The organism is Providencia sp. PROV_01 (assembly GCF_053098325.1).
In genome coordinates this window covers 4,112,439-4,137,627 of sequence record NZ_JBRFKD010000002.1, presented here as the reverse complement: position 1 = coordinate 4,137,627, position 25,189 = coordinate 4,112,439, and the positions used below count along the sequence as shown (strand labels likewise).

The window sequence follows — 25,189 nt, the reverse complement described above, 5'->3', positions numbered from 1 at the left end:
GATTCTCCTAAAGTTCGCTATCGTTTTGTGCTAATGGTTTAAGTTGTTCACCGACATTAATGCAACTATCAGGGAATACATCATTAATGACTTGATGAAGTTCATGTAAAGGAAGGTCTCGGTTGCTGAGTATTTCGAGAAAAGTCGGAACGTTGATTCCGCAGTACAGCACGACATCATTTTGAGTAATAACGAGCTCACTGGCTAAATTGCAAGGAGAACCGCCTAATAAATCGACCAAAATTAAAACGCCATTGCCTTTATTAACATGCTGATATGTTTCAAATAAATGTTTTTTTACCTCATTAATATTGCTTTCTCTTTGAATCGAAATCACGCTGATATCTTCTTGCGAGCCGATCAGCATTTCAGCACATTCCAGTAATCCTTGTGCAAAAGGCCCATGGCTAGCCAGTATGATAGGTATTTGAGAGCTCATTTTTTCCCCTTGTATTTATCTTTTTTATTTTAGTAATAAAATTACTTTTATATATTTATTTTAAAGTAACAATATCACAAAAAATAGGAATGAAAAGAGGGAGCTCCCTAGAAAGGGTCATTTTTGTGAGCAAGATCGAAGTGGCTACTCAGAGCCACATAGGCGATATTAAGAAGGAGAAAGCTGATCAGTTATTGCTATTTAGACGAGTAAAGCGTTCCGCACGAGTGTTAATTTGTTTTTGAATTCTTTCATCATACTGTTTGATAAATAAGTTAGTAATCAACATATTAATTACAGTGAGTTGGGATATTTTTGAGCGAATGGGGATGATCCTTGAAATATTTTCAGTCGATATTGTATGCAAGATAGTCTCAGCTAAGGTTGATACTGAACTTTGTCCCATTTTTGTGATAGCAATGGTCGGAACTTTCAATTCTCTGGCAAGAGTGAGTAGCTTGATACATTCGTGGTTTTCACCGGAATGAGATATGACAATGACAAGATCGTTCTGATCTAACGTATTCACGATACTAAATTGAATGCTGTAATCAAGGTGACAATTAACATCTTTTTTTATTTTAATTAATTGATATTCAAATTCTTTTGCAACTAATCCACTACTACCAGCACCATAAATTACAATTTTTTTACTCTTGCTAATTAACTCATTTGCTTGCTTAAAGGCATTTAAATTAACCAAAGCACAAGTTTCTTCTATGGATGATTTTTCAATCAGTCCTACTTTGTGATTAACGGTTTCCATCGAGTCATTAATATCAATATCTTCTTGTAATAGGGTGCCGTAAGATTTGTGATTAATCGATGAAATTAAATCAATTTTTAGGTCACTAAAACCTTGGTAGCCTAACTTATGACACAGGCGCAAAATAGTGGTGGTACTGACCTTATTTTCTTGGGCAAGGGATTGAATGCTAATACTTTGCATGTTTTTCTTATTAGCAATAATGTACTCAGCGACTTGTTTTTCTTTGGTGGAAAGGCTGTCTCTGGCCTCTCTAAGTTTTAGGTCTATCATTATTTATCCTGCTAATAAATTAAAATTTGCCATCAAGAAACGGATCCTACCATATCCTAAAAATAGGGAAATGGTGACTTTTCTTTATTGGGTTCATGTCACGATAAATGAATTTATGGCTCAGGATAGAAAGTCAGGTCTGTAGGGAAAATTAATAAATATAAGTAGTTAGTTATATCCCTATTGCTTAACGATGGCCTAAGCAATAGGGAATAGTTTGTTTTTAAAGTGTGACGCCCATTTTGAAAATTGCTAATTCACGAAAGTCATTGATTTCATTTTTGGTGTGCTCACCATTAACGGTTTTCACAACAAGCTGAATGAAGTCATCTAATAAATGATCCATAGATTTTCCTGTTAATAGGGCGCCCGCATTGAAGTCAATCCAATGGGGTTTTTTGGCGGCTAACTCATTATTAGTCGCAATTTTCATGGTGGGAACAAAGCCACCGTATGGTGTACCGCGACCGGTTGTAAATAACACCATATGACAGCCTGCTGCACCTAAGGCACTGGTCGCAATGGCATCATTACCCGGTGCACTTAACAAGTTGAACCCTGGGGTTGTCAGGCGCTCTCCGTATTTTAAAACATCCATTACTTGGCTAGTGCCTGCTTTTTGTGTGCAGCCGAGGGATTTTTCTTCGAGTGTCGAAATACCGCCTGCTTTATTCCCTGGAGATGGGTTTTCATAAATCGGCTGGTCATGGGCAATAAAATATTGTTTGAAGTCATTGATCATATTGACCGTTTTCTCAAACGTCGGTTCATCATGGCAGTGGTTCATTAGAATTTGTTCTGCGCCAAACATTTCAGGGACTTCCGTTAACACCGTGGTTCCGTTATGGCTGACTAAAAAATCAGAAAAACAGCCCAACAGTGGGTTAGCGGTGATGCCTGAAAGCCCATCAGATCCACCACATTCAAGGCCAAATTTCACTTCACTCAGTTTGCCTGCTTCACGTTTGTCCTGCTGTACGAATTGATAAAGCGTATTAAGGTGCTCGACACCGGCTTCAATTTCATCATCTAATTGTTGGCATACCATGAATTTTACACGTTCATCATCATAGTCACCTAATGTTTCTTTAAAGGCGGCTACTTGATTGTTTTCACAGCCTAAACCAATGACTAGAACACCACCTGCGTTAGGGTGCTTAACCATATCTTGTAAAATAGTACGCGTTGTTAAATGGTCATCACCGAGCTGGGAACATCCTAAAGTATGGTTATACAGATAAACGCCATCAATATCAGAAGCACCATGATGTTGTTTATTAAAGCGCTCGATCATTTTTCTAGCGAGTGCATTCACGCAGCCAACGGTTGGGATCACCCAAATTTCATTGCGGATCGCGACATCACCGTTTGCTCGACGATAGATTTGCACATCTGGATCCGGCCGTGTAGCGGTAATTATGTTGTGTTCAGGGTGGTATTCATATTCATTTAAGGCACTTAAATTAGTCGCTGTATTATGTGTATGAATATGCTCGCCAACGGTTATTTTCGTTGTTGCGTGGCCGATAGGCGCACCATACTTCATGACATTTTCACCCGCTTCAATCGTATCTAGGGCAATTTTATGGCCGCGACCGATGTCCTGCTTTAATGTCACGGATTGGCCATCAACGCTGACAGTATCACCCGAGAGTCTATCGATTAAGGTAATGGCGACATTGTCATTCGGATGTATTTTTATTATATCTTTTATCATATTGCATTCTCTGGGTTGAAAATCGGATTCAGTGCGATCGGCCACTTAGTGTCGATTTTTGGGTTGTCTAAATTTCAAACATTATACGATCCGGTTTATAACTTTTAAAGATGTTATACCAATTTATTGTGATTTATTTATGGGAGCACTTCTATTTCACCCATCACCATAAAATTTCGTTATACTGTGAGGCATTAGTGGCCAATGAGTCGGGTTGTTATATGAAAGGAGAAAATAATGAGCTCACAAGAGAGTGAACCGCGCCTATACCAACAAGTTGCGGCTTTGGTCAAAGAACGCATCGAAAATGATGAATACCCAATTGGCACTAAATTGCCTGCAGAACGGTTACTTGCTGATGAAATGAAGGTGAGCCGTACGGTGATCCGCGAAGCTATCATTATGTTAGAAGTGGAAGGATATGTGGATGTACGCAAAGGATCTGGCATACACGTCATCAGTAATCGGTCTAATAACTCAGTCAATACAGAAACCGGATTAGAATTTAGTCGTTGTGGGCCATTTGAGCTATTACAAGCAAGGCAACTGATTGAAAGCCACATCGCCGAATTTGCCGCAAGCCAAGCCACGAAAGAAGATATTTTAAAATTGGTTGATATTCAAAAGCATGCTCGTAAAGAGGATGGTTTTCGCGACTCAACATGGGATCTTGCCTTTCACATGCAAATTGCCGCGTCGACCCATAACAGTGCGATGGTGGTAATTGTTGAGCAAATGTGGAGCCAACGCTTACGTAATCCTTACTGGCTCAAGCTTCATGAGCACATTGATAACCGTTCGATTGAGAGCTGGTGTGATGAGCACGACCAAATTTTACAGGCGTTAGCGCGTCGAGACCCGAAAGGGGCGCGGCAAGCCATGTGGCAACATTTGGAAAATACCAAAAAAATGTTGTTCAATGCGACCAGTGATGACTTTGAATTCACTATGGATCGCTACTTCTTCGCAGATAGCCCAACGATGGATGATAACAGCTAGTTATTCTTCATCATCCTCAGAGATCTGCTTCAGCGCGGGGAGATTAACTAAAATAATTTTCCCGTATTTTGCATCAATCCAACCGAGTTTTTCCCATGCAACTAAACGCTTATTGATAGTTTGCCGTGTGGTATTAATGATGGTCGCCAAGTCATCTTGTGTCAGGTATAGGCTCAATTGAATCCCCTTTTCATGAGGTTCACCATAACCTTCCGCTAAGCTCAATAAGCGCTTGGCCAGCCGGGCGGAAACAGACAATAAGGCGCTGTCATTGATAATAGTAAAGGCGTTACGAATCACTTTGCAGAGCAAAATATTCAGAAATTGGTAAAAAACGGGGTGCTTTTCCAAGATCATGGCTAAATCTTTCGGTGATATCGTCAGTAAAATGGTTGGGCTGATTGCTTTAGCATCATGGGTGCGCGCTGACTTATCTAGCATGGCAATTTCGCCAAACCAATTGCCAGGTGAAAGATAGCGAAATACACATTCACGGCCATCTGAGGATATCGAACTCACTTTTACTGAGCCTTGAATCACCGCATATAAACCACGTGCAGGGTCACCTTGATAGTGAACCATTTCACCATCAGGATAGAAGCGTAATGTGGCGCATGTCATTAAGATGGAAATTAAATAATCGGGTAAGTTACTAAACCAACTATTTGTTTTTAATATTTCAAGAATATTTTCATGCGTTAGAACTAATTGACTGTTTTGTACCGCAATGTTCATCTGAATGCTCCCTGCATGATTAGCTAACTTTATCATGACATTTGGTAGGGTTATGTTCAATCATGAACCGCCGTAATATTCGAGTAAACCTCACAAATAAGAAATAGAGTAATAGAAAACCCGAGCCATTTATTGCGGCTCGGGAGGGATTCAAAAGATCATTAATTAATCTTCAAATCGTTTTTCAATACCTAATCTTCTTAATGTCAGAATCAACAGACCACCGATAAAGGCGACTAAAGCGATAAAATAGAGCCCTGCACGGGCAGACTCAAAGGTGGTTTCTGCCCACACTCTTAAGTTTGGTGCCACAAAGCCACCTAAGTTACCCACAGAGTTAATCAGGGCGATTCCTGATGCCGCAGCGGTACCGCCTAAGTATGCAGATGGGAAGCTCCAATACAGAGGTTGCATGGCTAAGTGGCCTGCTGCTGCGACACATAACGCAATAATGGCAATAACTGGAATGCTATCGAATAAACCAGAAACAGCGATCCCAGCAGCCCCTAACATAAAGGTAATGGCAGCAACTTTACGGCGTTCTTTTAGACGTTCTGAAATACGAGGAACGTAGTAAACTGCAATGGCTGCACACAGTGGTGGTATGGCGGTGACAAAGCCTACTAGTATGCCGACTTTACTGCCTAATAATGTACCAATTTGGGTTGGTAAGAAGAAATAAATACCGTAACCACAGACTTGAACGGTAAACCAAATCAGACACAGGTAGAGAACACGCATATCTAATAATGCTCTCAGGGCACCTTTCGGGCTATGACCTGCTTTGGCGTCTTCTTCCAAAGCTAATTTAGCGGAAAGTGCATTTTTTTCCTCAGCCGTCAGCCATTTGGCTTTTTCTGGGCGGTCATCAAGGTAAAAGAATACCCAAATCCCGACAATAGATGCCAATAAGCCTTCTACGACAAACATTAACTGCCAGCCGTATAAACCGAAGGCAAATGAAGTTCCTTCTAGTGACAGGAGTGAGCCTGATAATGGGCCCCCAATGATAAATGCCAGTGGTGCACCAAATAAGAAGTAGCCTGTCACCCGTGCCCGGATATTTTGTGGGAACCAGAAGGTTAAATACAAAATAACCCCCGGAAAGAAGCCAGCTTCACTGACACCAAGCAAGAAGCGCAGCACAATAAAGGTGGTTTCATCATGGGCAAACATCATGGCGGCAGAGACTAGCCCCCATGTGACCATAATGCGCGATAGCCATACTCGAGCACCAATGCGGTACAGTAGAATATTACTTGGCACTTCAAACAGTGCGTAGCCGATAAAAAAGATCCCTGCGCCAAATGCGTATGCAGCGTCACTTAACCCAGTCGTTAACTGAAACTCTTGTTTTGCGAAACCAATATTAGAACGGTCTAAATAAGCCAATATGAACATTAATACCACCATTGGTATTATTTTTCGTATTGCTTTGCTGGTAGCCGATGATAAATGATCCGTATTGGTGGACATGGTTCACCCCAGTTTTTTGTAAGATAGTAATGTTATCTATTCATTTTTATTATGTGTTTAGCCCGCCGCTGAATAACCAGCAGAGTAGAGTATAGAGCTAAAATACTCGCCATACTTCAAGTTGCAGTGTTGTTGACCGCATCATGAATTATTTAGAGTGTAAATAAGTAATTTAAAATGAATAATTCTTGTTATTAATTTCCCTTTTTCATGTTGTTAGAAATGAAATATTGAAAAAGGGAATGATCATTATTTCACGTTAAATTTAGCTAATGCTTCAGGTTTTAACGTTGTACCTGCCCCAGGCGCGGTTGGTGTGGTATAAACACCATCAATAACTTCGACCGGGTCAACAAAGCAGTCCAGTGTCCAAGGAATGAATTCTAGTAAAGAGCAGGCTGGATGCGCCATGACCAGATGCAATTGTGCCTGCATCATATCGCCATGGTGTGGTGTCACCGGTAAATTAAAGGCCATACCTAAATCAGCAATTTCCCATACTGCTGTTAAACCACCACAGCGTGTGGCGTCAGGTTGTAAGTAATCAACGGCACCTGCCAAGACAAATTCCTTAAACGAATCATTGTGATAAAGTAATTCACCTAATGCGATAGGTGTGTCCATATAAGCGGCAAGTTGTTTATGGCTGGCGACATCATCATGCCACAACGGCTCTTCAAACCACTTAATATTAAAATCATTTAAACGGTGGCCATATTGCTTGGCTATACTGATATCCCACTTACCATTCGCATCTACCATTAAGTCGATATCATCGCCAATTGCGTGGCGAACCGCTTCAATACGTTGTAGATCTTCGCGTGGGTCTGGTTTGCCAATCTTCATTTTTATTGCTTTGAAGCCTTCTTCGAAGATCATTTTTTTACAATCATCGACTAAGTCTTCTTGGCTACGCACTAACCAACCGCAGTCGGTGTTATAGGCGTTAACTTTATTGTGTTTTGAACCGCCAAACAGTTGCCATAACGGCTGATCTGCGGCTTTAGCTTTGAGATCCCAAAGGGCGATGTCGATGGCAGAAATTGCCATTTGCATTAAACCACCGCGACCAACCCAAATATTGGTTGAGCTGCGAGTGAGTTTTCGATGCAAATAACGTACTTCTGTTGGGTCTTCACCGAGTAACATTGGACCGAAAACATCTTCAATAATGGTGGTGATTAACCGGTCGGTAGTGATATCGGCGTGTGTTCCGGTGTGGCCATAGCCGACTAACCCACATTCTGTTTTGATCATGACACCCGGCATTCCCCAATGGGTAATACTGTGAGTTGAGTCACCAATTAGGTCATTAGTGACAGGTACGTGCATGATAAAAGTACTAATTTCTTTTATTTTCATTGTTGTTCCCAGGTGTTGTAAGGTGGTTGAATGCCAATCTAGCAGTGGGAAATGGATTAAACTGTCAAATGATTTACAGATTGTGCCTTGATGGCGCCTTTTACTGATAAATATGAGCTAGATCTCTTTATTTTGTATGATAGATCACGATGGAATATCTAAATTGGTATAACAACTTAAGGGGTTAAGATAACAACCATACATTTTAAGTATTATTTTTCGTGATAATAATAAGAGTGGGACAATAAAAATTTTTATTGGGGTATGGGGTTCAATCTAGAGTAGGTTTAGAATAATTGCGGAAACCCAGCGTTATAGCGGATGAAAAATGTCTAAACGATTACTTTTATTACTGTGTATTTTATTTACGAATTATCTCTCTCAATCTATGGCTTCTGAAATCGTCAATGATACAGATGATTGGCAGTTGGCAGACATCCCCCCCAAGCTAATTCAAACAAAACAGCCTGAAATTATTTTTGCGATGATTGCTGGAGAAATGCGCGCTGTCGCAGAACTGAACGCAGAACACGGGTTTTACGCTTATTCTCCCTCAGGGGATTATTGTGCGATGCAGTTTGGCAATGACTACGCATTTGTGAAAACGATATCATTTTCTAACAAAAAGCCGCGCTATGTACCTGAAGTAGATAGGCTAAATGACTTACAAAATCCCATTTATGATTATTTAGTCACACACCAAAAAACAGCGGTATACAACTCAACTCAAAGTAATCGTAAGCAAATAGCCTCTTTATGGGAAAACCTGCGTTATCCTGTGTTAGCGCGAATGATTAAAACGGATAAAACAGGTGAAAAAACGGCATGGTTAACCATTCGTATTGGGGATAGGCTAGGCTATGTGCGTTTAGATGATGTTTCGTTGGATAAAGGCATTCCGATTTTAACTTATCACCATATTCTCAAAGACAATGAAAATAAGCATTTTCGTGAAACATCCACCACGACATCGGTGGAAGCATTTCGCGAACAAATGAATTATTTAAAACAAGCGGGCTACCAAACCCTTTCGCTTGCTGATGTGGAAGATTATTTAAATAAATCTGCAAATCTACCGGGTAAGGCTGTTGTGTTGACATTTGACGACGGTTTAAAGTCAGTTTATCGCTATGCATTACCGATTTTAAGGCATAACCGCCAGCAAGCAACGCTGTTTATTATTTCTTCCCGGATTAAAACGCAGCCACAAAAATGGTCAGCGGATGGCTTACAATTTATGAGTAAGCAAGAAATTAAAGATAGCCGAGACGTTTTTAACATCCAATCTCATACTCACTTTTTGCATCGTTTAGATAACCATAACTCACCAATTTTATTTAGCCGGAAAGAACATACCATTATGTTGGACTTTAAACGGTCGATGAAAATTTTGAGTCGCTTCGAACCGGAACAACGCTATTTAGCCTATCCTTTTGGTGGATATAACTCCGCAGCGATGGACGCGGGGGGAAAAGCTGGCTTACATTTAGCACTGACAACCATTCAAGGAAAAGTCAAATTAGGGGATAACCCATTTGCCCTCAAACGTTTGTATGCTTTTCGGACTGACCCATTAGAGAAATTTGCTCAGATGGTTGGAAATAGTGAAAAAAGCGTCATAAATCAAAATATTATTATCGATAGATAATCAATATAGCGAAGTAAGCACTGGGGTGTTTGGCTCAGTGCTCATCCGCTTGCTTACCCTTTCCCATTTCTTTTAAAAACTTCTGTTGGTAAATAAACAATTCTTTCGCGCTAATACAATGATAATCCATCGAAAACTGCTTGGCAGTTTGCTCAATGATTTTAGCAAGGGCAGGGTAATGGCGGTGGTTCCAATTGGGAAATAAATGGTGTGTAAGATGTAAGTTTAATCCACCTAACCAATAAGTTAACCAACGAGGTGTAGTTTGCCAATCATAAGTGGTTGAAAAAGTGTGAGTATAAAAACCATGCGGCATATTGCCTTCTTTGGGGGGCGTATAAAAAGTCGCTTTCGCCCAATGGGTGCCAAGTATCAATACAACAAATATAAGAGAGGCTAACATTTGGCTAAATAAGTAAGTGAGTAGCAAGATCGCTAAACTGATATCAGTGATAACAAAAGCGGGTATGACTATCGCCACAATCAAATGCAGTAACTTAGCCAATAAAAATGCTCCAATACCACGACGGCCTTGATGGCGCATATGAGGGGCGACGCGCGTCAAATGAAATCTATCCATCCAATCAAAGAACCAAATGAGTGCAGGGAAAGTCATTGCGGCAATTAATGGCCAATACAGATGCTGAGCTCGCATAAACGGGTACCAGCGCTGATAAGGCGTTTGCCGTAAGACAAAATTTTCTTCGATATCTAAATCATAATGGCGAATATTGGTGTGAGCGTGGTGAAAAATAATATGCCTGACGCGCCAGCATTCAGGATCTAAGCCCAACGGAATAGTGACCCAAAAATTGAGCCAATAGTTGGCTTTGGCCTGCTTGAAAATTGCATTATGGGAAGCATCGTGAACGAGATTAATGGCTAATAATAATGCGAAACAAATAAACAGAGGGTAAAAAATAAAAAATGCCCAAGACGTGTTAGCGCATAATGCTATGCCGTAACTGCCTAGGCAGCACAAAATTAAAACTAGACTTTTTAAATAAAAACGTAAGTCAGCGAACCGATGATCAGCACGCTGTTGTAAATAGTGTTTAGCGGCCATGTTCAATGCTTTTTGGAACGCTTGGTCACGGCGGTGTTGGTAGCCTAGTGGCCTTAGCGGCTCAGGGAACATCTCGCACCTGTATGGGTTTTCGGCCTATACCAAGTAACATTAACAAACTATGCAGCCATAGTGCACTGGTAAAAATAACCCAAAACGGGGTTGTCCATTGCCAAATAAATAAAATACAAATTAGTAGCAAGCAAGCGATGAAAAACCAGCTCATCAGGCCAATTTTACGTCCATCTGAAATACCCGATAGAGCTACGGTACCTAAGGCTAATAAGATAAATAAAACCACTTGCTGTTGGGTTGTACCTTGATAACCATAACCATAAATATAGACGTAACCAATAACCAAGCTAAATAGGAGAAGTGTTCCCATTACTAATGCGATTTGGTTTACGCGAAATAATGGTGCGGGTTTTGCTTTGGGTTGGCTACGGCGTTTAATGATACGCCAAAAAGGTAAGTTGCTGTCAATAAACGGGTTTTCAGAAGCGGGAGCGCCTTTGATACCAAAATGGTGTTCAGTTTCAGGTAACTTGGAAAATGTGCCAAACAGTTTGTCCCAAAAAATAAAACTGCCCCCGAAATTACGATTGGAATAATGCCCTTCTTTCACATGGTGAACTCTATGGTGCTGTGGCGTTACCATAAATTTCTCCAACCAACCCAAACGCGGGATCAGCGCACTGTGGTTAAAGAATTGAATAGTATAGTGCAATATTGAAACGGTGATAAACACCTCTAAGGGAATCCCCATTAGTGCCAGTAGCATAAAGAATGGGATTGATGTCAGTGATGAATACCACGAATTACGCACTCCTAATGATAGGTTATAGTGCTCCCCTTGGTGATGAACCACATGAACGGCCCATAGAACACGGTAGGTATGGTGCAAGCGGTGTAGCCAGTAAAAACCAAAGTCCCAAGCAAAAATCGCAAACACCCACACCAGTGCGGTTGGCCAGTTTTCAACGAGGTTGAATGAGTAGTGGGTCACGACAAAGCCGTAACAAAAAATTTCTAACCCTCTAAATAACCACAACATAATATGGCCAGAGTTCAGGTTGAACACCAATTCTTGCCAGCTAACGGTTCCTTTTTGCGTTTTGGCGATCACTAAACCTTCTGCGACCACGACCGCTAACATGAAAACAATCGGAAAGGTTAATTCATTCATCAGTGTTTCTCTTTAAGACAAATTTCGCTGTGTGAACAATCAGTAATGCACCACAAGCGGTGAGTGCACCAGTAACCACATCAATAACTAAATGGCGCTTTAGCACCAATACCGAGGTACAAATAGCAATCGCCCAAATAACGGCTAAAACCGTGCGAAATTTTTGTTGTATTGACCATAATGCATTGAGCACGATGAGAGTCAATGAGACATGTAGAGAAGGTAATAAATTTTGTGGGCTATCAATATTAATCAAAGCAGACAAAGCCTGCCCAGATAAGGCCAATAAATCGTAGTCGTGGTACAGCATAGTCGTGGGGTACCACAAATAGACCGCCCCAGAAACCAGCGCACAGAGCTGCATGGCATACATGAGTGAGTAAGCTTTTTTTAGAGGGCTGAGAAAATACCCAAGTGGGATAAACAGAAAAAAGGAGAGATAAAGCCAGATGGCATCGGGTGAAAATGGGACGGCATTATCCAGCTCACTGGGTGATAAAACATGAGCTTGCCCAGTCACTTGCCCGGTATATTGATAAACAATGCCAACGGTTCCCCAACCGAGTAGGCAATAGATAAAGCGAGTGAATAATTCTCTGCTATTCATTTCGCTTCCTTACGGGTTATACGTCGCTTTTTAACGGAGAGTGTTTGTGTAATAGTGGCAGTGGATAATTGCCAATCTAATTGAGAAATATCAACATGTTGGTTTGTAAAATAGCGTGTTAGCTGTTGCTGGCAGAGAGATAGCTCTGTAGGAGAACATTCAGCCTGTAAATATAATGCGTTGCCTTGCTGGGTTAAGCGAAAGTCAGCAGTAACAGGCAAGTGATTCACAATCACCCGCGCACAGGGATCTGCAAAAATAGTCACCATTTTGCCGTTATAGCCCGGAAGTTGAAGCAAATCATCACAGCGACCCTCAATACGTTCAATCGCCATTTCAGGAGAGCCACAAGGGCAAGGTGTATTTTTCACCACTAAAACATCATCGAGTTGATAACGTATGATAGGCTGTGTTTTGCGCGTAAAGTCCGTGATAATGGGTGAAAAACGGTCATTATCAAGCCAATTAGGCTCAATATGCACAAAAGCTTCATTTAAATGCATAGTACCATGAGAACAAGTGCAGCCTAAAAACCCTTCCGTTGCTTGGTAGACTTCCCCTACATGGGAAAAACAACCCTGTAATTTTTGTTTGTCATGGGGTTCTAGTACTTCAGCGACGGAAATTACTTTTTGTACATTTAATTGAATTTTCTGCTGGTTGATGGCGTCAGCAATCGTACATAACACTTGGGCTGGCGCAACGATAATCGAAGGCTGATATTGTTCAAGAGCGCTAAGTTGCAGATCAAAATCCGCGAAAAGGTCATAAAACCGCAGTGAAATCCAACGGTTATTGACACTTTCATACAGGTTATTATTGGCGCGTAAAAACAGAGCAACACGCTCACCATTAAACAGGCCTTGGGGTAACATTTTAGCTAACATACTGCCAGACCAGACATTTTGTTCTTCTGGGCTGACAACGAAAAGGCCTCGACAGCCCGAAGTTCCAGAGGATAGCCCGACACTGTAGCGCCCCACTTTAGGGGCAAAATCCCGAGATTGTTCACTTTTTTGCGCACATTCTAGAAGTGTTTGGCTTAACAGCCCGGCGGTATTCATCTCATCAAAATTATCCATCATGATTTGTTTATTCATTATGGGGAAATTAGATAATGGCTGATTGATATACCGCTGAAAATAGGGGCTTTTCGCTAATACTTTGCGTTTAAAATGCGCTAAACGTTTTTGTTGATAAGCTTCCAGTTCACCACGGTTACGAAACGTCAAATGACGAGCTCGCCAGTAATGCCAAAGCATCGAGAGGATCACAATAAATCCCCTTCGTGGCACAGTTGGATAACCACATTGCGCTTATCAATTTCATGTAATTTATTCAGTGTTTCATAATAAGCCTGCTTATCATCCATAATAATATTGGCAATTGCCATGGGGCCACGCAATTCGCGGTAATTAGTGGGTGACCAAGCAGCATCACCTGCGAGCAATATCCAGCCTGAGTCAGTTAGTACACACAAACCAATATGCCCTGCGGCATGCCCAGGGAGCGGCACAATCAATAACGTCTTCTGCTGATTAACTGCATAGCCTTCGCCTAAAATTTGCAATTCATTTGGTAGCGCCACCTTGGGGAAACCTTCATAAAATACAGTGCGTTGTTCGAAGTCATCTGGTAATAGTCCACTGACAAAGGCATTTTTCAATGCAGCAAACCCAGTCAAAGGGCGTGTTTTAGCCCAGCCATCTCCTGAACAAATAATGGGGATATTAGGGAAGTCACGTAGCCCCGCGATATGGTCACCATGGAAATGAGATAAAATCACACCATTGATATCATTAGGTTTTAGGCCATCATTAGCCAATTGATTGACAAGGGCATCTTTGCTTTCGAAATACACTGGAGTGACTGCTCGATATAGCCGCATAATGCCATGGCGCGTATGATCATAAAAATGAGTGGCATACCCGGTATCAAACAGCCAACGCTGGTGTTCATCCTCTATCAGCCATGCCCTTGCTGGAAATTTACAAGATTTAAAACTGGCGCCTTTTAACGCGACACAGCCCGGATGTGTGCAATAACCCACTTCATATTGATGAATAGTTAGCATGGGTTCTCCTGTTTTTTCAGCCATTTTGCGGTCAAATGAACACCTTGTTGCATACTATATAAAGGATAGTAGCCCAGCTCTTGCTGTGCCTTTTGGTTATCTAATGTCATGGTGAAATAGGCTGCACCGAGGCTATAGCGTGTGAGTAATGGCTCTTTTCCCGTTAAACGGCCAATGACTTCTAATAGACTGGCAATAGCATACAGCAAAGGGTAAGGGGCTGAACGAATTTCGCACTCTAAATTAAGTTCATTAAACAATTGATTTAATGTCTTTTTTAGTGCTTGCGGCTGTTGGTTGGTAATATTGTAAATGGCTCCGTTAGGGAGTGTTTCTTTGAACGTCGCCAGCTGCATGCTGTGAACCACATTTCCCACATAGGTGAGGTCAAAATGGTTATTTCCCCCATTAGGTAACACCAGTTTTCCCTTGCGTGATTTTATTTGGGTGAGCAAACGCGGTAGCAAAACACGATCATGAGGACCAAATAAGCCACGAGGGCGCAAAATAGTATAACGAGTTGCCGGAAATTGACTAACGCATTGCTCGATCATGGTTTCGGCTAAATACTTTGTTCTGGCATATTGGTTAGCGAAATGTTTATTAACCGTGGACTCATGAATATTTTGCTGGTGGGTGAAATTAAAATAAATGGCAGGGGTGGAAATATGGATAAAGCGTGAGATTTTTGCTTCCCCTGCTGCGATAGCCAATATTTGAGTGGCGTGAACATTTGTTTTTTCAAAATCTTGGCGTTTTCCCCAAGGCGAAGAAAGGGCGGCGCAATGCCAAATAGCATCACAACCCGCCATGAGCATTTTCGCTTCTTCAACGGTGAGTTCAGCTAATTCAACAGCAATAAATGTTGCACCTAATTGACTTAGTTGTTCTCCTGCTTGTTGGTTTCGCCCACAAGCGACCACATCAATGCCTCTTTCAAGTAAGTACTCACTAGCATTGCGTCCCAGGCCACTTGTTGCGCCTGTTACCAATATTTTCATGGCACTAATACCATGGCGCACAGCGCTAACCCAGCAGCAGTACCGATTAACATGGCACTGGGTTTTTCATAGAAACGTTCTGTAATAATGGCTTCATGTAATGCAGAAGGGATGGAGGCCGCAACCTGATTCCCTCGATGTTTATAGATATCGACTAATTGCTCCGTTGTTACCCCGACACGTTGGCGCATATGCTCTAAAGAAAGGTGACTCGCTTGGTGTGGGATCACGGTACCAATTTGCTTAAGCTGTAAACCCGATTCACTGAAAACCTGTTGCATAAAATCTTCAATCAAAGAAGACGCGAGGCGAAACAATTTTTTCCCTTGCATGTGGAACAGGAAGTCATCATCGGTCATACCCGAGCGCGGATTGCATCTTGTACCACCTGCGCGAATTTCACAAAAATCAATGCCTGCAGTATGTGTGGTGTGGGTATAAGAAATAATTCCGCTATTTCCATCTCCTTTTTCCACGACAACACAAGCAGCACCGTCCCCAAAAATCAGTGATGACTCTTTATCCCGCCAGTCAATACCGCGCGAGGCGATATCCGCAGAAACAATCACAATGCGTTGATAAGCGCTGGTGGCTAATAGCCCCGCTGCAATCTGTAACGCAGTGATAAAGCTGATACAACTTGAATTGACATCAAAGCAGGCAATTCCTTGGTTTAAATTCGATTGCTCAAGGATATGCGCTGCTGAACACGGTAGCGCTTGCACTGGGATAGCAGAGGCATTAATCAACATATCAATACTGTTTGGTGGGATATGGTTCGCCTGCAATGCATTTTGAATCGCCTGGGCGGCTAAAAGGGCTTGTGAATCGGTATGACTTGCATGGAAGCGATATTCGATACCTGAATGCTTTTCGACAAACCCTTTTGATTTATTTAACTTTTCATCCAACATGGACGAGAGAATTTTATGCTCAGGAAGTGCCACACCAGAAGCGATAATTTTAAGGGGAGTTATTGACTGGTTACCAGACATATCAATATGTGCCTATCTTACGATGATAATGATAATAAATATCAGAGTTCAAATGTTTAATATATAGGAATTACGGAGTTATTCTGATTCACTCTCTCTTGAGAATGCTCCATAAACTTCATCAATTAATTCATGGATGGTGTTTTGCCATAATTTAGGTAATGAAGCCTGCCATACCACATCAATCCGCCATTGGGCATGTTCACAATGTTGAATCGGAATAAAACGTATGTCTTTTGAGCTGATATTTTTTGCACTATAGGGTAAGAGGCTCACACCAACCTCAGCGGCGACGAGTGCAATTAATGTTTGAATATCATTTGCTTCCTGAGAAGGCGTAATTAATAAGCTTTCATATTTTAGGTAGCGCTGAATTTGTTGATGAAGCTTTGAGCCACGTTCTGCGCGTAACAATAATAAAGGAAAATGAGTTAGATATTCCTTAACTGATAATCGAGACGCCGATTTTTGTGCGACGGCTAAAGCAAGTACTTCAAATTTTAATGCTTTGCTCACTAAGCTATCTGTGTTTTTAAATGCAAATTGGCGAGTAAAAGCAATATGCAATTCATGAGTTTGTAGCTGTTTCTCCATTTCGTGAGAAGGCATGTCATCCAGCTGAATTGGAATATCAGGGAGTTTTTCACGCAGCCGTGCAACAAATAAGGACGCTTCGTGAAATGTTGATATGCCAAATCCGACAGTTAGTTTTACAGGAGGTTGTTCTCGAAGTATTGCGGATTGACGTAAAAGCTCAGTAGTGTGAGCAAGCACTTGCTGTGCATAGGGAAATAGTATTTTACCGTGTGGAGTCAATACAGCGCCATGACGTCCACGCTCAAACAGAGTCATCTCTAATTGTTTTTCAAGTAATTGAATTTGTTTCGTTAAGGCTGGCTGGCTAATATATAAACGTGATGAAGCTTCGCGATAATTTTTTGTTTCTGCAAGAACGATAAATGCGCGGAGTAGTCGAGTATCCATGATGGTTAGCCAGTTCCTAATAGTAGAAGACGCCATAGTATTTGTATTATGAATGCTATGGCGTGTCATTGACTTTAGCTATTATGGCTTTTCTTTATGATAAGGGGAATTCTGCTCCGCAAAGCGAACACTACGAATATCGGTTTCATAGCCTAGAGTTTCAGTCATAATGCGGTATAATTCAGGTCTTCTACCTGTAAGCCAACGCCGCCCATTCGAGGTAGGAAGCAAACTAAGGTCAAGATCTGCAATGACCACATCATCCTCAACCAATAAACTCTCTTTGACAATTCGGCCATAGGGGTCTATCACCATTGCATTACCTGTGCGAATTTCATCATCATCTAGGCCAACGCCATTACTAAACAGATAAAAAACGCCATTATCGTGAGCTCTTGAAGGTAACCAGCGCATTAGCCATCCTCGCCCATTTTCACCTTGGCATGCCTCCAATAGTGCTTGGGGGTTCTGTTTTCTATTTTCCCAGAGACTAAGGTTGAGTGGTTTCATTCCATAAGGGCTACTCGAATGAGTTCCACCGGTTTGGTGGGGAGCAAGAATAATATCTGCGCCAAGTAGTGCGTTTATGCGTGGGTTTTCAATTAAGTTATTATCCCAACAAATTAAAATACCAACTTTTACCCCCCATGGTGTATCGAATACCGTGTAACTATCTCCACTATGAATGGTTGGGTGCTCAAACGCATGCAATTTACGGTGAGCATGGTATTGTCCATTTGGCATGCAAGCGACCCAAGTATTGTAGCATTTGCCATCTAACCCTTTTTCAATCAATCCAACACCAATAATCATGTCTAATTCAATCGCACGCTGGCGGATCAATGCTAATGATGGGCTATCGTGCAAGGTTTCACTCAATGCATAAACGGCGTCATCTGGTAGCTTCGGCACGTGCCAATAACCAGTGATACACATTTCAGGTAACACCAGTATTTTCACTTTTTGTTGTGCAGCTTGAGTAATAAAGTCATGGATACGTTCTAAATTATAGGGTTTGTCGCTAGGGCGGTGTTGGAACTGTACAGTTGCAACACGAAGCTGTGATTGTGTTGGCATCATTTTGATCTCCTTGGTTTAAGGAGATCAAACCATGTTGTTCAAACAAAAAATAATGAGTTATTTTCTTATTCAATAACGGTTAGTTATTGAATAAAGCTTTAAGAACACTTAAAAATAGTTTTTTTATACGTAAATTAACGTAAAAAGATAGATTTGCATTATATTATACGAAATAAAACCTCACATTAAGCGTGATATTCTTATATTATCTACTTTATTTAAAGAGTGATTGGTTAATTATTCCTCAATAAATACTCTTATTTAGTGAATTAGGTATGCAAGTAGTCCTTATTCTCCGAATTAAAAGCATAAATTTAACCTAAGCTATATGAGCAAAATACAATATTCATATGCCTCCTTCTTGTCGTTTTGACTATTTTCTTGGGAAAAGACGAGGTAAAACACTTGTTTTACTCGTTTTATTATGCCTGAAGCTATAATTATTATGTTTTATTTTTGTTATATTTCATTTTTATCCTATAAGTTTGCAATATACTTTTGTGATTTGTTACAATTGGAAATAAATGTAACGCATTGTTATTTAAGAGTTATTTTTGTTGTAGACTGTTGGTTTTTACTCAATATGTGGGTTATTGAAGGTTATCAATATTGATATTACTCTTATTACGGATAATTTGTTTTACTTATGAGTAGATCGTGGCCATTAAAAAAAAATCACCATTTTTTATATTCTAAACTCTTATTGCGAGTAAGCAAAAACCTCTGTTAATTTAATTAAAATAAATAATAAAAATAAAAAAACCATTGGCAGTTGTTTTTTTGAAGCAAACATTAAAAATGTAAAAAATAAATTAATATATAAAAAATAAGTATATAAAAATACTTAGTAATCAATGAATACCATAATAAATTTATGATAAATGTCTTAGTTATATTATAAATTAAATCCTCGCCATATTTTTGTTTATTACCACTGTTAATGGTAATGAATTATTTTTCTTTAAAATCAATTTGTTATGTTATAATTAATCATTTTCATTAAAATAGTAACTAATAAGAATAATGTGTTTTTTATCCTATAAGATAATTAAAACTAAAATAATGAAATATTGATAGGTTTCAATGGCTTTAATTTATTCGATTGATCGTTATAAACAGTTTTACTTTTATATATTGAAAACTATAATTAACTCAAATTTCGTGTTTTAATTGGTTTGTTCTACTTTGATTTGGTTATATAAGCAGTGCTGTTCATTATGTTAAAGGTTTTGATCTGTAATATAATTTAGCCATTTAATATTTTAGGTTATTTTGGGCTATTGTTGATGATAAATGTAAATCGGATAGTAGGTAGAGAGATTAGAAAAAGAAGAAAGCACTTAGGGCTTTCTGGTATTGAATTAGCGAATCTTGTTGGTGTAAGTCAGCAACAAATATCACGCTATGAAAGAGGTGAGTGCAATATCAATATTGAAAATTTGCACGTGCTTGCTAATGCGTTAGAAACTGAAATGATTTGTTTTTTTATCGATGATGTTTTTATCAATAAAGAAAATAATTAATTTAAAATATTAAGAATAATCTAATTATAAATCGAAATTAATAAGATAATTATAAATAATATGTTTTAAAATTAATAAAACATCTAATCTAATAAAGATATAGCGTTTTTATTTTTCTTAATAAAAACCTAATCTTTATGTTTTTTATCATTAAATTCTCAGCAAATAGATATCAACTTAATAATTTATTGATTATTAGGTGATTGGTACGTATGTCGTCTTTTTATAGGAAAATATAAATGAAATTAACTAAAATTGCATTAGCTACAATTATCGCTTCTTCATTCGGTATTGCAAACGCAGCACCTGTAGATCAAGGAAGTGGTATCATCAATTTTACTGGTAAAGTTATTAATGCACCTTGCTCAATCCCAGGTGACGGTACAATTAACGTTGACCTTGGCCAAGTTGCAAATAAAGTATTAGAAACTGGTAACAAATATAGCCAAAGCGTTCAATACAATATCCAGTTAGAAAACTGTGATTTAGGTGAAGTTAAAGATTCTAGCGATGTAGTTGTCTTCCCTGCAGTTAGCAAAGTTAAAGTAACTTTCACGGGTACTCCAGATACTACAGCTAAAGAATTACTGGCAAACACTGGTACTTCTAAAGGTGTTGGTGTTCGTTTAATCAACGCTGATGGTGCAACAATGAAAGTTGGTGACACCAGTGTTGAGCTGCCATTAGCGGATGGTCCAAATAAATTAGTATTCAGTGCACGTGTTGAAGCAAATGGTAGTAAAGTTGAAACTGGTAGCATCATTTCTCAAGCAACTTATGCTTTAAACTACCTGTAATTTTTTATTTAAAATAACAGGCATATATTTGCCTGTTATTTTCCTTTCTTAGCTTTTATTTTTTGACAGGGAACATCATGTCTCTATTGCCTCAGTTTAAAATAAATAAAATATTATTTTCGATTGCGTTGGCATTTTCCGTTTCGGGAATATCAAATGCAGTGGAATTTAATATGAATATTATTGATGCTAAGGACAGAGATAATATTGATTTGAGTCAATTTTCAAACCCTGACTTTATTCCTGCCGGCGAATATCTAACGGATATTACATTAAATGGTAGAAAACTATCAGGGCAGTATTTAATTAAGTTCATTGAAGAGAGTAAAGATACTTCAACACTCTGTGTTACACCAGAGATGGTAAATATTTTTGCATTAAAAAAGAAGATAAAGGAAGAGCTTCTGCAAAATAATAATGGCCAGTGTGTTGAACTATCTAAAAATTTAGATATTAGTTATCGCTTTGATAAAGCGAATCAAAATATCTTATTTTCTATTCCTCAAGCTTGGCTTGAATACGATGATCCGTATTGGGTTCCACCTTCCCAATGGGAAAATGGGATTATGGGAGCATTTCTCGACTATAACCTGTTTGCTAATTATTCTGCGCCTAAAAATAACAGTGAAACATTCAGTGGTAGTAGTAACGGTACCGCTGGCGTTAACTTAGGTGCTTGGCGTTTCCGTGCGGACTATCAATATCAATATAATCGTTCTCAAGGTAAAACGAATGAACGGTTTGATTGGACTCAGTTATATGCCTTTCGTGCCTTACCTCAAATGGGGGCAAAGGTTTTACTTGGTGAGTCTTATTTGAAGACTGATTTATTTGATAGTTTTCGCTTTATAGGGGCGTCTATTTTTAGTGATAATCGGATGCTTCCGCCTTCACTACGTGGTTATGCGCCTCAGGTTACGGGTATCGCTAAAACAAATGCGATGGTGATTATTTCACAGAATGGGCGTGTGATTAAGCAAGTTAAAGTCGCTCCCGGGCCATTTAATGTTCAAGATATTACTGAAGCAGTACAAGGTACTTTAGATGTAACTATTGAGGAAGAAGACGGTTCAAAAACCACTTATCAAGTAACAGCAGCATCGTTGCCGTTTTTAACCCGTCAGGGGCAGCTGCTTTATAAATTTACCATGGGGCAATCTGACCCATTTGGCCGCTCACAGAAAATTGACCCTAAATTTATTGTCGGGGAAGTCTCCTATGGTTTATTTGGTAACACATCAATTTTCGGCGGGTTAATTGCCACGGTCGATAATAACAATTATCAAGCGATGAACTTGGGAATAGGGCAAAACATGAATATGTTTGGTGCTATTTCCCTTGATATTACTCGTACCCATGCAAATTTAGATAATTTTGGCTCTTATTCAGGTAACAGCTACCGTTTAAATTATTCTAAACGTTTTGAATCTACCAATTCGCAGGTGACATTTGCAGGCTATAAGTTTTCTGAAAAAGAATTCTTAACAATGCCTCAATACATTGATGCAGCTAATGGTGTGCTTGATTTTAGGCGTGACAAAAACGTCTATACCGCGTCTTTTAATCAATACATTAGCCCATTGGATTTAACGGTTTATTTTAATGCCTCTCATCGTCAATTTTGGAATAGCGAATCGACAACAAACTTTGGGATGAGCTTTAGTAAGTTATTCAGTATTGGGCAAATTAAAAATATTTCCGGCACATTATCTCTTAATAAAATTAAATATGAAGAGACGGATGATAACCAAATTTATCTGTCTTTCTCCGTGCCACTCGAAAACGGGGCTTCAGTGAGTTATGACGCCCAATATGCAGATAGTGACCATAGCTTTGGCCAGTCAGTGGGTTATTACAGTGCAAATGAGAATAACAACTACTGGAGTATGCGTGTGGGCGGTGACCAGCACAAACTTGGGCGTGCAGAGCCAAATATCAGTGGTAGTTATCAATATTCATCGCCTTATGGCGTGTTAAATGTTAATGCGACAGAAAATGTGAATTCATATCGCGCTGTCGGCGGTAGTTGGTATGGCTCCATGACTGCAACAAAATACGGTGCGGCCATGCACCGTAACGGGACTAACAACGAACCTCGGGTAATGATTGATAGTGATAATGTCGCAGGAATTTCTATTGATAATGGAGAATCTGTCACGAACCGATTTGGTATTGGTGTTGCGACAAGTTTAAATAGTTTTTCTAATTCAGATGTTTACATTGATATGAATACATTACCTGATGATGTGGATGTCAATGACAACATTATTGGTAAAACATTGACTGAGGGCTCAATTGGTTATCAGAGAATAAAAGCGAACCAAGGAAAACGTATTCTAGCAATTATCCGTTTGAATAATGGAAATTATCCACCGCTTGGTACCAGTGTGATTGAAGTAGGCACAGGAAGAGAAGTCGGAATTATTGCAGATAGTGGCGTTGCTTATTTAACGGGTGTGGTTCCAGAAGAAAGCTACATAGTGAAATGGGCCGCTGGCGCAAACCAATGTAGTTTGAATTTACCTAATATTGCCGAAAAAAATCAGGGTAAAGTCCTGATCCCTTGCCAATAAAGGAATGATGTATGAGTAAAAAGTATGTAGTAGCTTTAGGATTTTCATTAGTTTTTGTCGGCATGCAAGTTGCGTCTGCTGCGATTAATATCGACCGTACACGGATTATTTTTCCAGGCAAAGATAAATCAATGAGTTTGGTTATTAACAACCAAAGTAAAACAATGCCCTACTTAGCTCAATCTTGGATGGAAGACGAAAAAGGGAATAAGATTTCTGAACCTTTTACCGTTTTACCTCCAATGCAACGTGTCGAACCGAATGCTAAAAACCAGATAAAAATTATTAAAACGGAGGGAATTGACGCTCTTCCACAAGATAGAGAATCGCTGTTCTATTTAAATGTGCGCGAAATTCCCCCTATTGCAGATAAGGAAAATGTTGTCCAGATTGCGATTCAAAGTCGTCTAAAAATGTTTTATCGTCCACCTCAAATCGAAAATAATAGCGACAAAGTATGGGCTAAAGAGCTGAAATATACACATACAGGTGGGCAATTATTAATTGAAAATCCAACTAAATATTACGTGACTCTTGGTTACCTGAGTAATACCAACCAGAAAAACTTTCCTGGTTTTGAAAGTGTCATGATAGCCCCGTTTTCTAAAGAAAGTGTCCCCGTGCCATCAAGCAGTTTTAATCAGTTATATACCGGGTATATGGATGATTACGGTGGTATGAAAATGTTGACTTACCAATGCGCTGCATCAACCTGCCAGTTGTCAAAAGAGAGCCAATAGGATTTTAGATATGAGAAATTGCTACTTTTCAATATGTCTTTTTATGCTATCGCTATGCACCAGCCAAGCTTATGCAGATAGTAGCATGATGAGAGGTGATCTTAATTTTACGGGAAATGTGGTGGCATTGCCTTGTAAGATTTCATTTTACTCGATAGATCAAAATATTGAATTAGGGCCAATATCTCTGAATTACTTTAATGAAATTGGGGACAGAAGCCCTAAGCATGAAATCAAATTGAAATTTGATGACTGCATTTTTCCAAAACGTGATCGCGATGATAGAGATCCGGTTGTCCGGATCATGTTTATTTCAGAGCCAACTGAAAGTACAGACCGCAATTTATTTGGTGGTAAAACCATTCTAAATGGCTATGGCATTCGTTTGATGGATAAAGATGGCAATATTGTTCCTAATGGAGAATACCGCAGTTATCCCATCTATTTTGATGATAACCAGCAAATTACGATTTATTCCATGCTAGAGAGTTATCTGCCAAGAAATGAATTAACAGTGGGTAATATTAAAACGCAAATTACCTTAAATATTACTTACATATAAGGTGTATAAATCATGATACACACGTTTATTCAAAAATATGGTTTTTATATTTTATTTCTGTTCGTTTTTATTAGCCCAAAAACATTTGCTTTAGATTGTGTTGAAGCTGGGACTGGAGTCGTCATTAAACCTGCGGTACCGGTTGGGCAATTAGCGATTCCTTCAGATACACCTGCGGGAACGGTTATTTGGCAATCTGACCCATTAACAGTCACTGTTTATTGCGATAACGTACTCGGTAATATGGTTGACGTTGTTCATATGTATTTTAACCCGACATCACAAAAATTAGGGACAGGATTACTACTTGGAGCTAACTACCAAGGTGAACAACTTGAGCGTGATAAACAAAAAGTCAGCTTGGGAACACCGCCAATTAGTGGCAAGCAAAGCGTTACTGTGACTGTCACATTTAATTTATATATTAAGGTAACAGGTACGGTCCCGCCGTCTGGGAATTATGAAGGTGATAACCAATTTACGGTTTTCCAATTTGATGGGAGCGGGGGGATCAATACGACACCGGGAGCGAAAAACTTACGCTATTCGATATCTGGGTTACGAGGGATTCGTTTCTTAAAATGTG

General features: G+C 39.5%; 22 protein-coding genes and 1 pseudogene. 8 read left to right on the top strand and 15 right to left on the bottom strand.

Going from position 1 to position 25,189, the window contains the following annotated elements; genetic code table 11:
• Positions 1–7: 7 nt before the first annotated feature.
• The 3 genes from ACU696_RS20030 to ACU696_RS20020 all read right to left on the bottom strand — a co-directional run bounded on the left by ACU696_RS20030 (position 8) and on the right by ACU696_RS20020 (position 3,195).
• On the bottom strand, positions 8–439 hold the full coding sequence (locus ACU696_RS20030; protein WP_109912663.1) for a PTS sugar transporter subunit IIA: 432 nt from the start codon (positions 437–439) through the stop codon (positions 8–10).
• Positions 440–626: 187 nt separating this feature from the next.
• The gene (locus tag ACU696_RS20025; RefSeq protein ID WP_109912662.1) at positions 627–1,478 is read right to left on the bottom strand and encodes a MurR/RpiR family transcriptional regulator; all 852 of its coding nucleotides are present in this window, start codon (positions 1,476–1,478) and stop codon (positions 627–629) included.
• 223 nt (positions 1,479–1,701) lie between these two features.
• Positions 1,702–3,195 carry a UxaA family hydrolase gene (locus ACU696_RS20020; RefSeq protein ID WP_164529193.1) on the bottom strand — a complete coding sequence of 498 codons (1,494 nt, stop codon included), beginning with the start codon at positions 3,193–3,195 and terminating at the stop codon, positions 1,702–1,704.
• A 237-nt stretch (positions 3,196–3,432) separates the two neighbouring features.
• Between ACU696_RS20020 and exuR the strand changes: the two genes are divergently transcribed.
• Positions 3,433–4,194 carry a transcriptional regulator ExuR gene (gene exuR / locus ACU696_RS20015; RefSeq protein WP_447343216.1) on the top strand — a complete coding sequence of 254 codons (762 nt, stop codon included), beginning with the start codon at positions 3,433–3,435 and terminating at the stop codon, positions 4,192–4,194.
• On the opposite strand, the gene ACU696_RS20010 is transcribed toward exuR, so the two are convergent.
• From ACU696_RS20010 to ACU696_RS20000, 3 genes are all read right to left on the bottom strand, one after another.
• Complete coding sequence (locus ACU696_RS20010; RefSeq protein ID WP_227024198.1) at positions 4,195–4,929, bottom strand: Crp/Fnr family transcriptional regulator; 735 nt, start codon at positions 4,927–4,929, stop codon at positions 4,195–4,197.
• Between the two features lie 165 nt (positions 4,930–5,094).
• Positions 5,095–6,405: an MFS transporter gene (locus ACU696_RS20005; protein ID WP_042851501.1), complete on the bottom strand. Its 1,311-nt coding sequence runs from the start codon at positions 6,403–6,405 to the stop codon at positions 5,095–5,097.
• 249 nt (positions 6,406–6,654) lie between these two features.
• Positions 6,655–7,767 (bottom strand): mandelate racemase/muconate lactonizing enzyme family protein, encoded by a 1,113-nt coding sequence (locus ACU696_RS20000; RefSeq protein ID WP_004907900.1) that lies wholly within the window; start codon positions 7,765–7,767, stop codon positions 6,655–6,657.
• A 328-nt stretch (positions 7,768–8,095) separates the two neighbouring features.
• Here ACU696_RS20000 and ACU696_RS19995 point away from each other — a divergent pair, with 328 nt between their 5' ends.
• Entirely contained in the window at positions 8,096–9,415 is a 1,320-nt protein-coding gene (locus tag ACU696_RS19995) for a polysaccharide deacetylase family protein (RefSeq protein ID WP_004907902.1), read from the top strand.
• Between the two features lie 34 nt (positions 9,416–9,449).
• Here ACU696_RS19995 and ACU696_RS19990 read toward each other — a convergent pair whose 3' ends face one another.
• From ACU696_RS19990 to ACU696_RS19950, 9 genes are all read right to left on the bottom strand, one after another.
• Positions 9,450–10,553 (bottom strand): fatty acid desaturase family protein, encoded by a 1,104-nt coding sequence (locus ACU696_RS19990; RefSeq protein ID WP_164529190.1) that lies wholly within the window; start codon positions 10,551–10,553, stop codon positions 9,450–9,452.
• Entirely contained in the window at positions 10,543–11,667 is a 1,125-nt protein-coding gene (locus ACU696_RS19985; RefSeq protein WP_109912659.1) for a sterol desaturase family protein, read from the bottom strand. Before ACU696_RS19985 ends, ACU696_RS19990 begins: the two co-directional genes overlap by 11 nt.
• A complete protein-coding gene (locus ACU696_RS19980; protein WP_164529189.1) occupies positions 11,660–12,274 on the bottom strand; it encodes a phosphatase PAP2 family protein in 615 nt (204 codons plus the stop codon). The genes ACU696_RS19985 and ACU696_RS19980 overlap by 8 nt, the downstream gene beginning before the upstream one ends.
• Positions 12,271–13,551 carry a F390 synthetase-related protein gene (locus tag ACU696_RS19975; protein ID WP_447343232.1) on the bottom strand — a complete coding sequence of 427 codons (1,281 nt, stop codon included), beginning with the start codon at positions 13,549–13,551 and terminating at the stop codon, positions 12,271–12,273. The genes ACU696_RS19980 and ACU696_RS19975 overlap by 4 nt, the downstream gene beginning before the upstream one ends.
• Positions 13,545–14,348, bottom strand: coding sequence for an MBL fold metallo-hydrolase (locus tag ACU696_RS19970; RefSeq protein ID WP_004907913.1), 804 nt, complete (start codon positions 14,346–14,348; stop codon positions 13,545–13,547). The genes ACU696_RS19975 and ACU696_RS19970 overlap by 7 nt, the downstream gene beginning before the upstream one ends.
• Positions 14,342–15,349, bottom strand: a complete 1,008-nt coding sequence (locus tag ACU696_RS19965) for an NAD-dependent epimerase/dehydratase family protein (RefSeq protein ID WP_115168003.1) — start codon at positions 15,347–15,349, stop codon at positions 14,342–14,344. Before ACU696_RS19965 ends, ACU696_RS19970 begins: the two co-directional genes overlap by 7 nt.
• A complete protein-coding gene (locus ACU696_RS19960; RefSeq protein WP_004907922.1) occupies positions 15,346–16,344 on the bottom strand; it encodes a 3-oxoacyl-[acyl-carrier-protein] synthase III C-terminal domain-containing protein in 999 nt (332 codons plus the stop codon). Before ACU696_RS19960 ends, ACU696_RS19965 begins: the two co-directional genes overlap by 4 nt.
• 78 nt (positions 16,345–16,422) lie before the next feature.
• Positions 16,423–17,328: a LysR family transcriptional regulator gene (locus ACU696_RS19955; RefSeq protein ID WP_109912654.1), complete on the bottom strand. Its 906-nt coding sequence runs from the start codon at positions 17,326–17,328 to the stop codon at positions 16,423–16,425.
• Positions 17,329–17,409: 81 nt separating this feature from the next.
• On the bottom strand, positions 17,410–18,405 hold the full coding sequence (locus tag ACU696_RS19950; RefSeq protein WP_042851748.1) for a nitrilase family protein: 996 nt from the start codon (positions 18,403–18,405) through the stop codon (positions 17,410–17,412).
• Positions 18,406–19,694: 1,289 nt separating this feature from the next.
• Here ACU696_RS19950 and ACU696_RS19945 point away from each other — a divergent pair.
• From ACU696_RS19945 to ACU696_RS19920, 6 genes and pseudogenes are all read left to right on the top strand, one after another.
• On the top strand, positions 19,695–19,931 hold the full coding sequence (locus tag ACU696_RS19945; RefSeq protein WP_004907928.1) for a helix-turn-helix domain-containing protein: 237 nt from the start codon (positions 19,695–19,697) through the stop codon (positions 19,929–19,931).
• Between the two features lie 239 nt (positions 19,932–20,170).
• Entirely contained in the window at positions 20,171–20,728 is a 558-nt protein-coding gene (locus tag ACU696_RS19940; RefSeq protein ID WP_109912653.1) for a fimbrial protein, read from the top strand.
• Positions 20,729–20,805: 77 nt separating this feature from the next.
• Complete coding sequence (locus ACU696_RS19935) at positions 20,806–23,301, top strand: fimbria/pilus outer membrane usher protein (RefSeq protein ID WP_004907932.1); 2,496 nt, start codon at positions 20,806–20,808, stop codon at positions 23,299–23,301.
• Between the two features lie 11 nt (positions 23,302–23,312).
• Positions 23,313–24,041, top strand: a complete 729-nt coding sequence (locus tag ACU696_RS19930) for a fimbrial biogenesis chaperone (RefSeq protein WP_209101801.1) — start codon at positions 23,313–23,315, stop codon at positions 24,039–24,041.
• A gap of 85 nt (positions 24,042–24,126) precedes the next feature.
• The gene (locus ACU696_RS19925; RefSeq protein WP_004907936.1) at positions 24,127–24,603 is read left to right on the top strand and encodes a fimbrial protein; all 477 of its coding nucleotides are present in this window, start codon (positions 24,127–24,129) and stop codon (positions 24,601–24,603) included.
• A gap of 12 nt (positions 24,604–24,615) precedes the next feature.
• Positions 24,616–25,189 (top strand): annotated as a pseudogene (locus tag ACU696_RS19920) (fimbrial protein); the annotation flags it as partial.

Coding starts and splice junctions, on each gene's coding strand:
- ACU696_RS20020 (WP_164529193.1), bottom strand. CDS start 3,195: ATGATAAAAGATATAATAAAAATACATCCGAATGACAATGTCGCCATT.
- ACU696_RS19980 (WP_164529189.1), bottom strand. CDS start 12,274: ATGAATAGCAGAGAATTATTCACTCGCTTTATCTATTGCCTACTCGGT.
- ACU696_RS19960 (WP_004907922.1), bottom strand. CDS start 16,344: ATGTCTGGTAACCAGTCAATAACTCCCCTTAAAATTATCGCTTCTGGT.
- ACU696_RS19990 (WP_164529190.1), bottom strand. CDS start 10,553: ATGTTCCCTGAGCCGCTAAGGCCACTAGGCTACCAACACCGCCGTGAC.
- ACU696_RS20025 (WP_109912662.1), bottom strand. CDS start 1,478: ATGATAGACCTAAAACTTAGAGAGGCCAGAGACAGCCTTTCCACCAAA.
- ACU696_RS19970 (WP_004907913.1), bottom strand. CDS start 14,348: ATGCTAACTATTCATCAATATGAAGTGGGTTATTGCACACATCCGGGC.
- ACU696_RS19950 (WP_042851748.1), bottom strand. CDS start 18,405: ATGCCAACACAATCACAGCTTCGTGTTGCAACTGTACAGTTCCAACAC.
- ACU696_RS19925 (WP_004907936.1), top strand. CDS start 24,127: ATGATGAGAGGTGATCTTAATTTTACGGGAAATGTGGTGGCATTGCCT.
- ACU696_RS20030 (WP_109912663.1), bottom strand. CDS start 439: ATGAGCTCTCAAATACCTATCATACTGGCTAGCCATGGGCCTTTTGCA.
- ACU696_RS19935 (WP_004907932.1), top strand. CDS start 20,806: ATGTCTCTATTGCCTCAGTTTAAAATAAATAAAATATTATTTTCGATT.
- ACU696_RS19985 (WP_109912659.1), bottom strand. CDS start 11,667: ATGAATGAATTAACCTTTCCGATTGTTTTCATGTTAGCGGTCGTGGTC.
- ACU696_RS19955 (WP_109912654.1), bottom strand. CDS start 17,328: ATGGATACTCGACTACTCCGCGCATTTATCGTTCTTGCAGAAACAAAA.
- ACU696_RS19930 (WP_209101801.1), top strand. CDS start 23,313: ATGAGTAAAAAGTATGTAGTAGCTTTAGGATTTTCATTAGTTTTTGTC.
- ACU696_RS19940 (WP_109912653.1), top strand. CDS start 20,171: ATGAAATTAACTAAAATTGCATTAGCTACAATTATCGCTTCTTCATTC.
- ACU696_RS20000 (WP_004907900.1), bottom strand. CDS start 7,767: ATGAAAATAAAAGAAATTAGTACTTTTATCATGCACGTACCTGTCACT.
- ACU696_RS20005 (WP_042851501.1), bottom strand. CDS start 6,405: ATGTCCACCAATACGGATCATTTATCATCGGCTACCAGCAAAGCAATA.
- exuR (WP_447343216.1), top strand. CDS start 3,433: ATGAGCTCACAAGAGAGTGAACCGCGCCTATACCAACAAGTTGCGGCT.
- ACU696_RS20010 (WP_227024198.1), bottom strand. CDS start 4,929: ATGAACATTGCGGTACAAAACAGTCAATTAGTTCTAACGCATGAAAAT.
- ACU696_RS19995 (WP_004907902.1), top strand. CDS start 8,096: ATGTCTAAACGATTACTTTTATTACTGTGTATTTTATTTACGAATTAT.
- ACU696_RS19945 (WP_004907928.1), top strand. CDS start 19,695: ATGATAAATGTAAATCGGATAGTAGGTAGAGAGATTAGAAAAAGAAGA.
- ACU696_RS19965 (WP_115168003.1), bottom strand. CDS start 15,349: ATGAAAATATTGGTAACAGGCGCAACAAGTGGCCTGGGACGCAATGCT.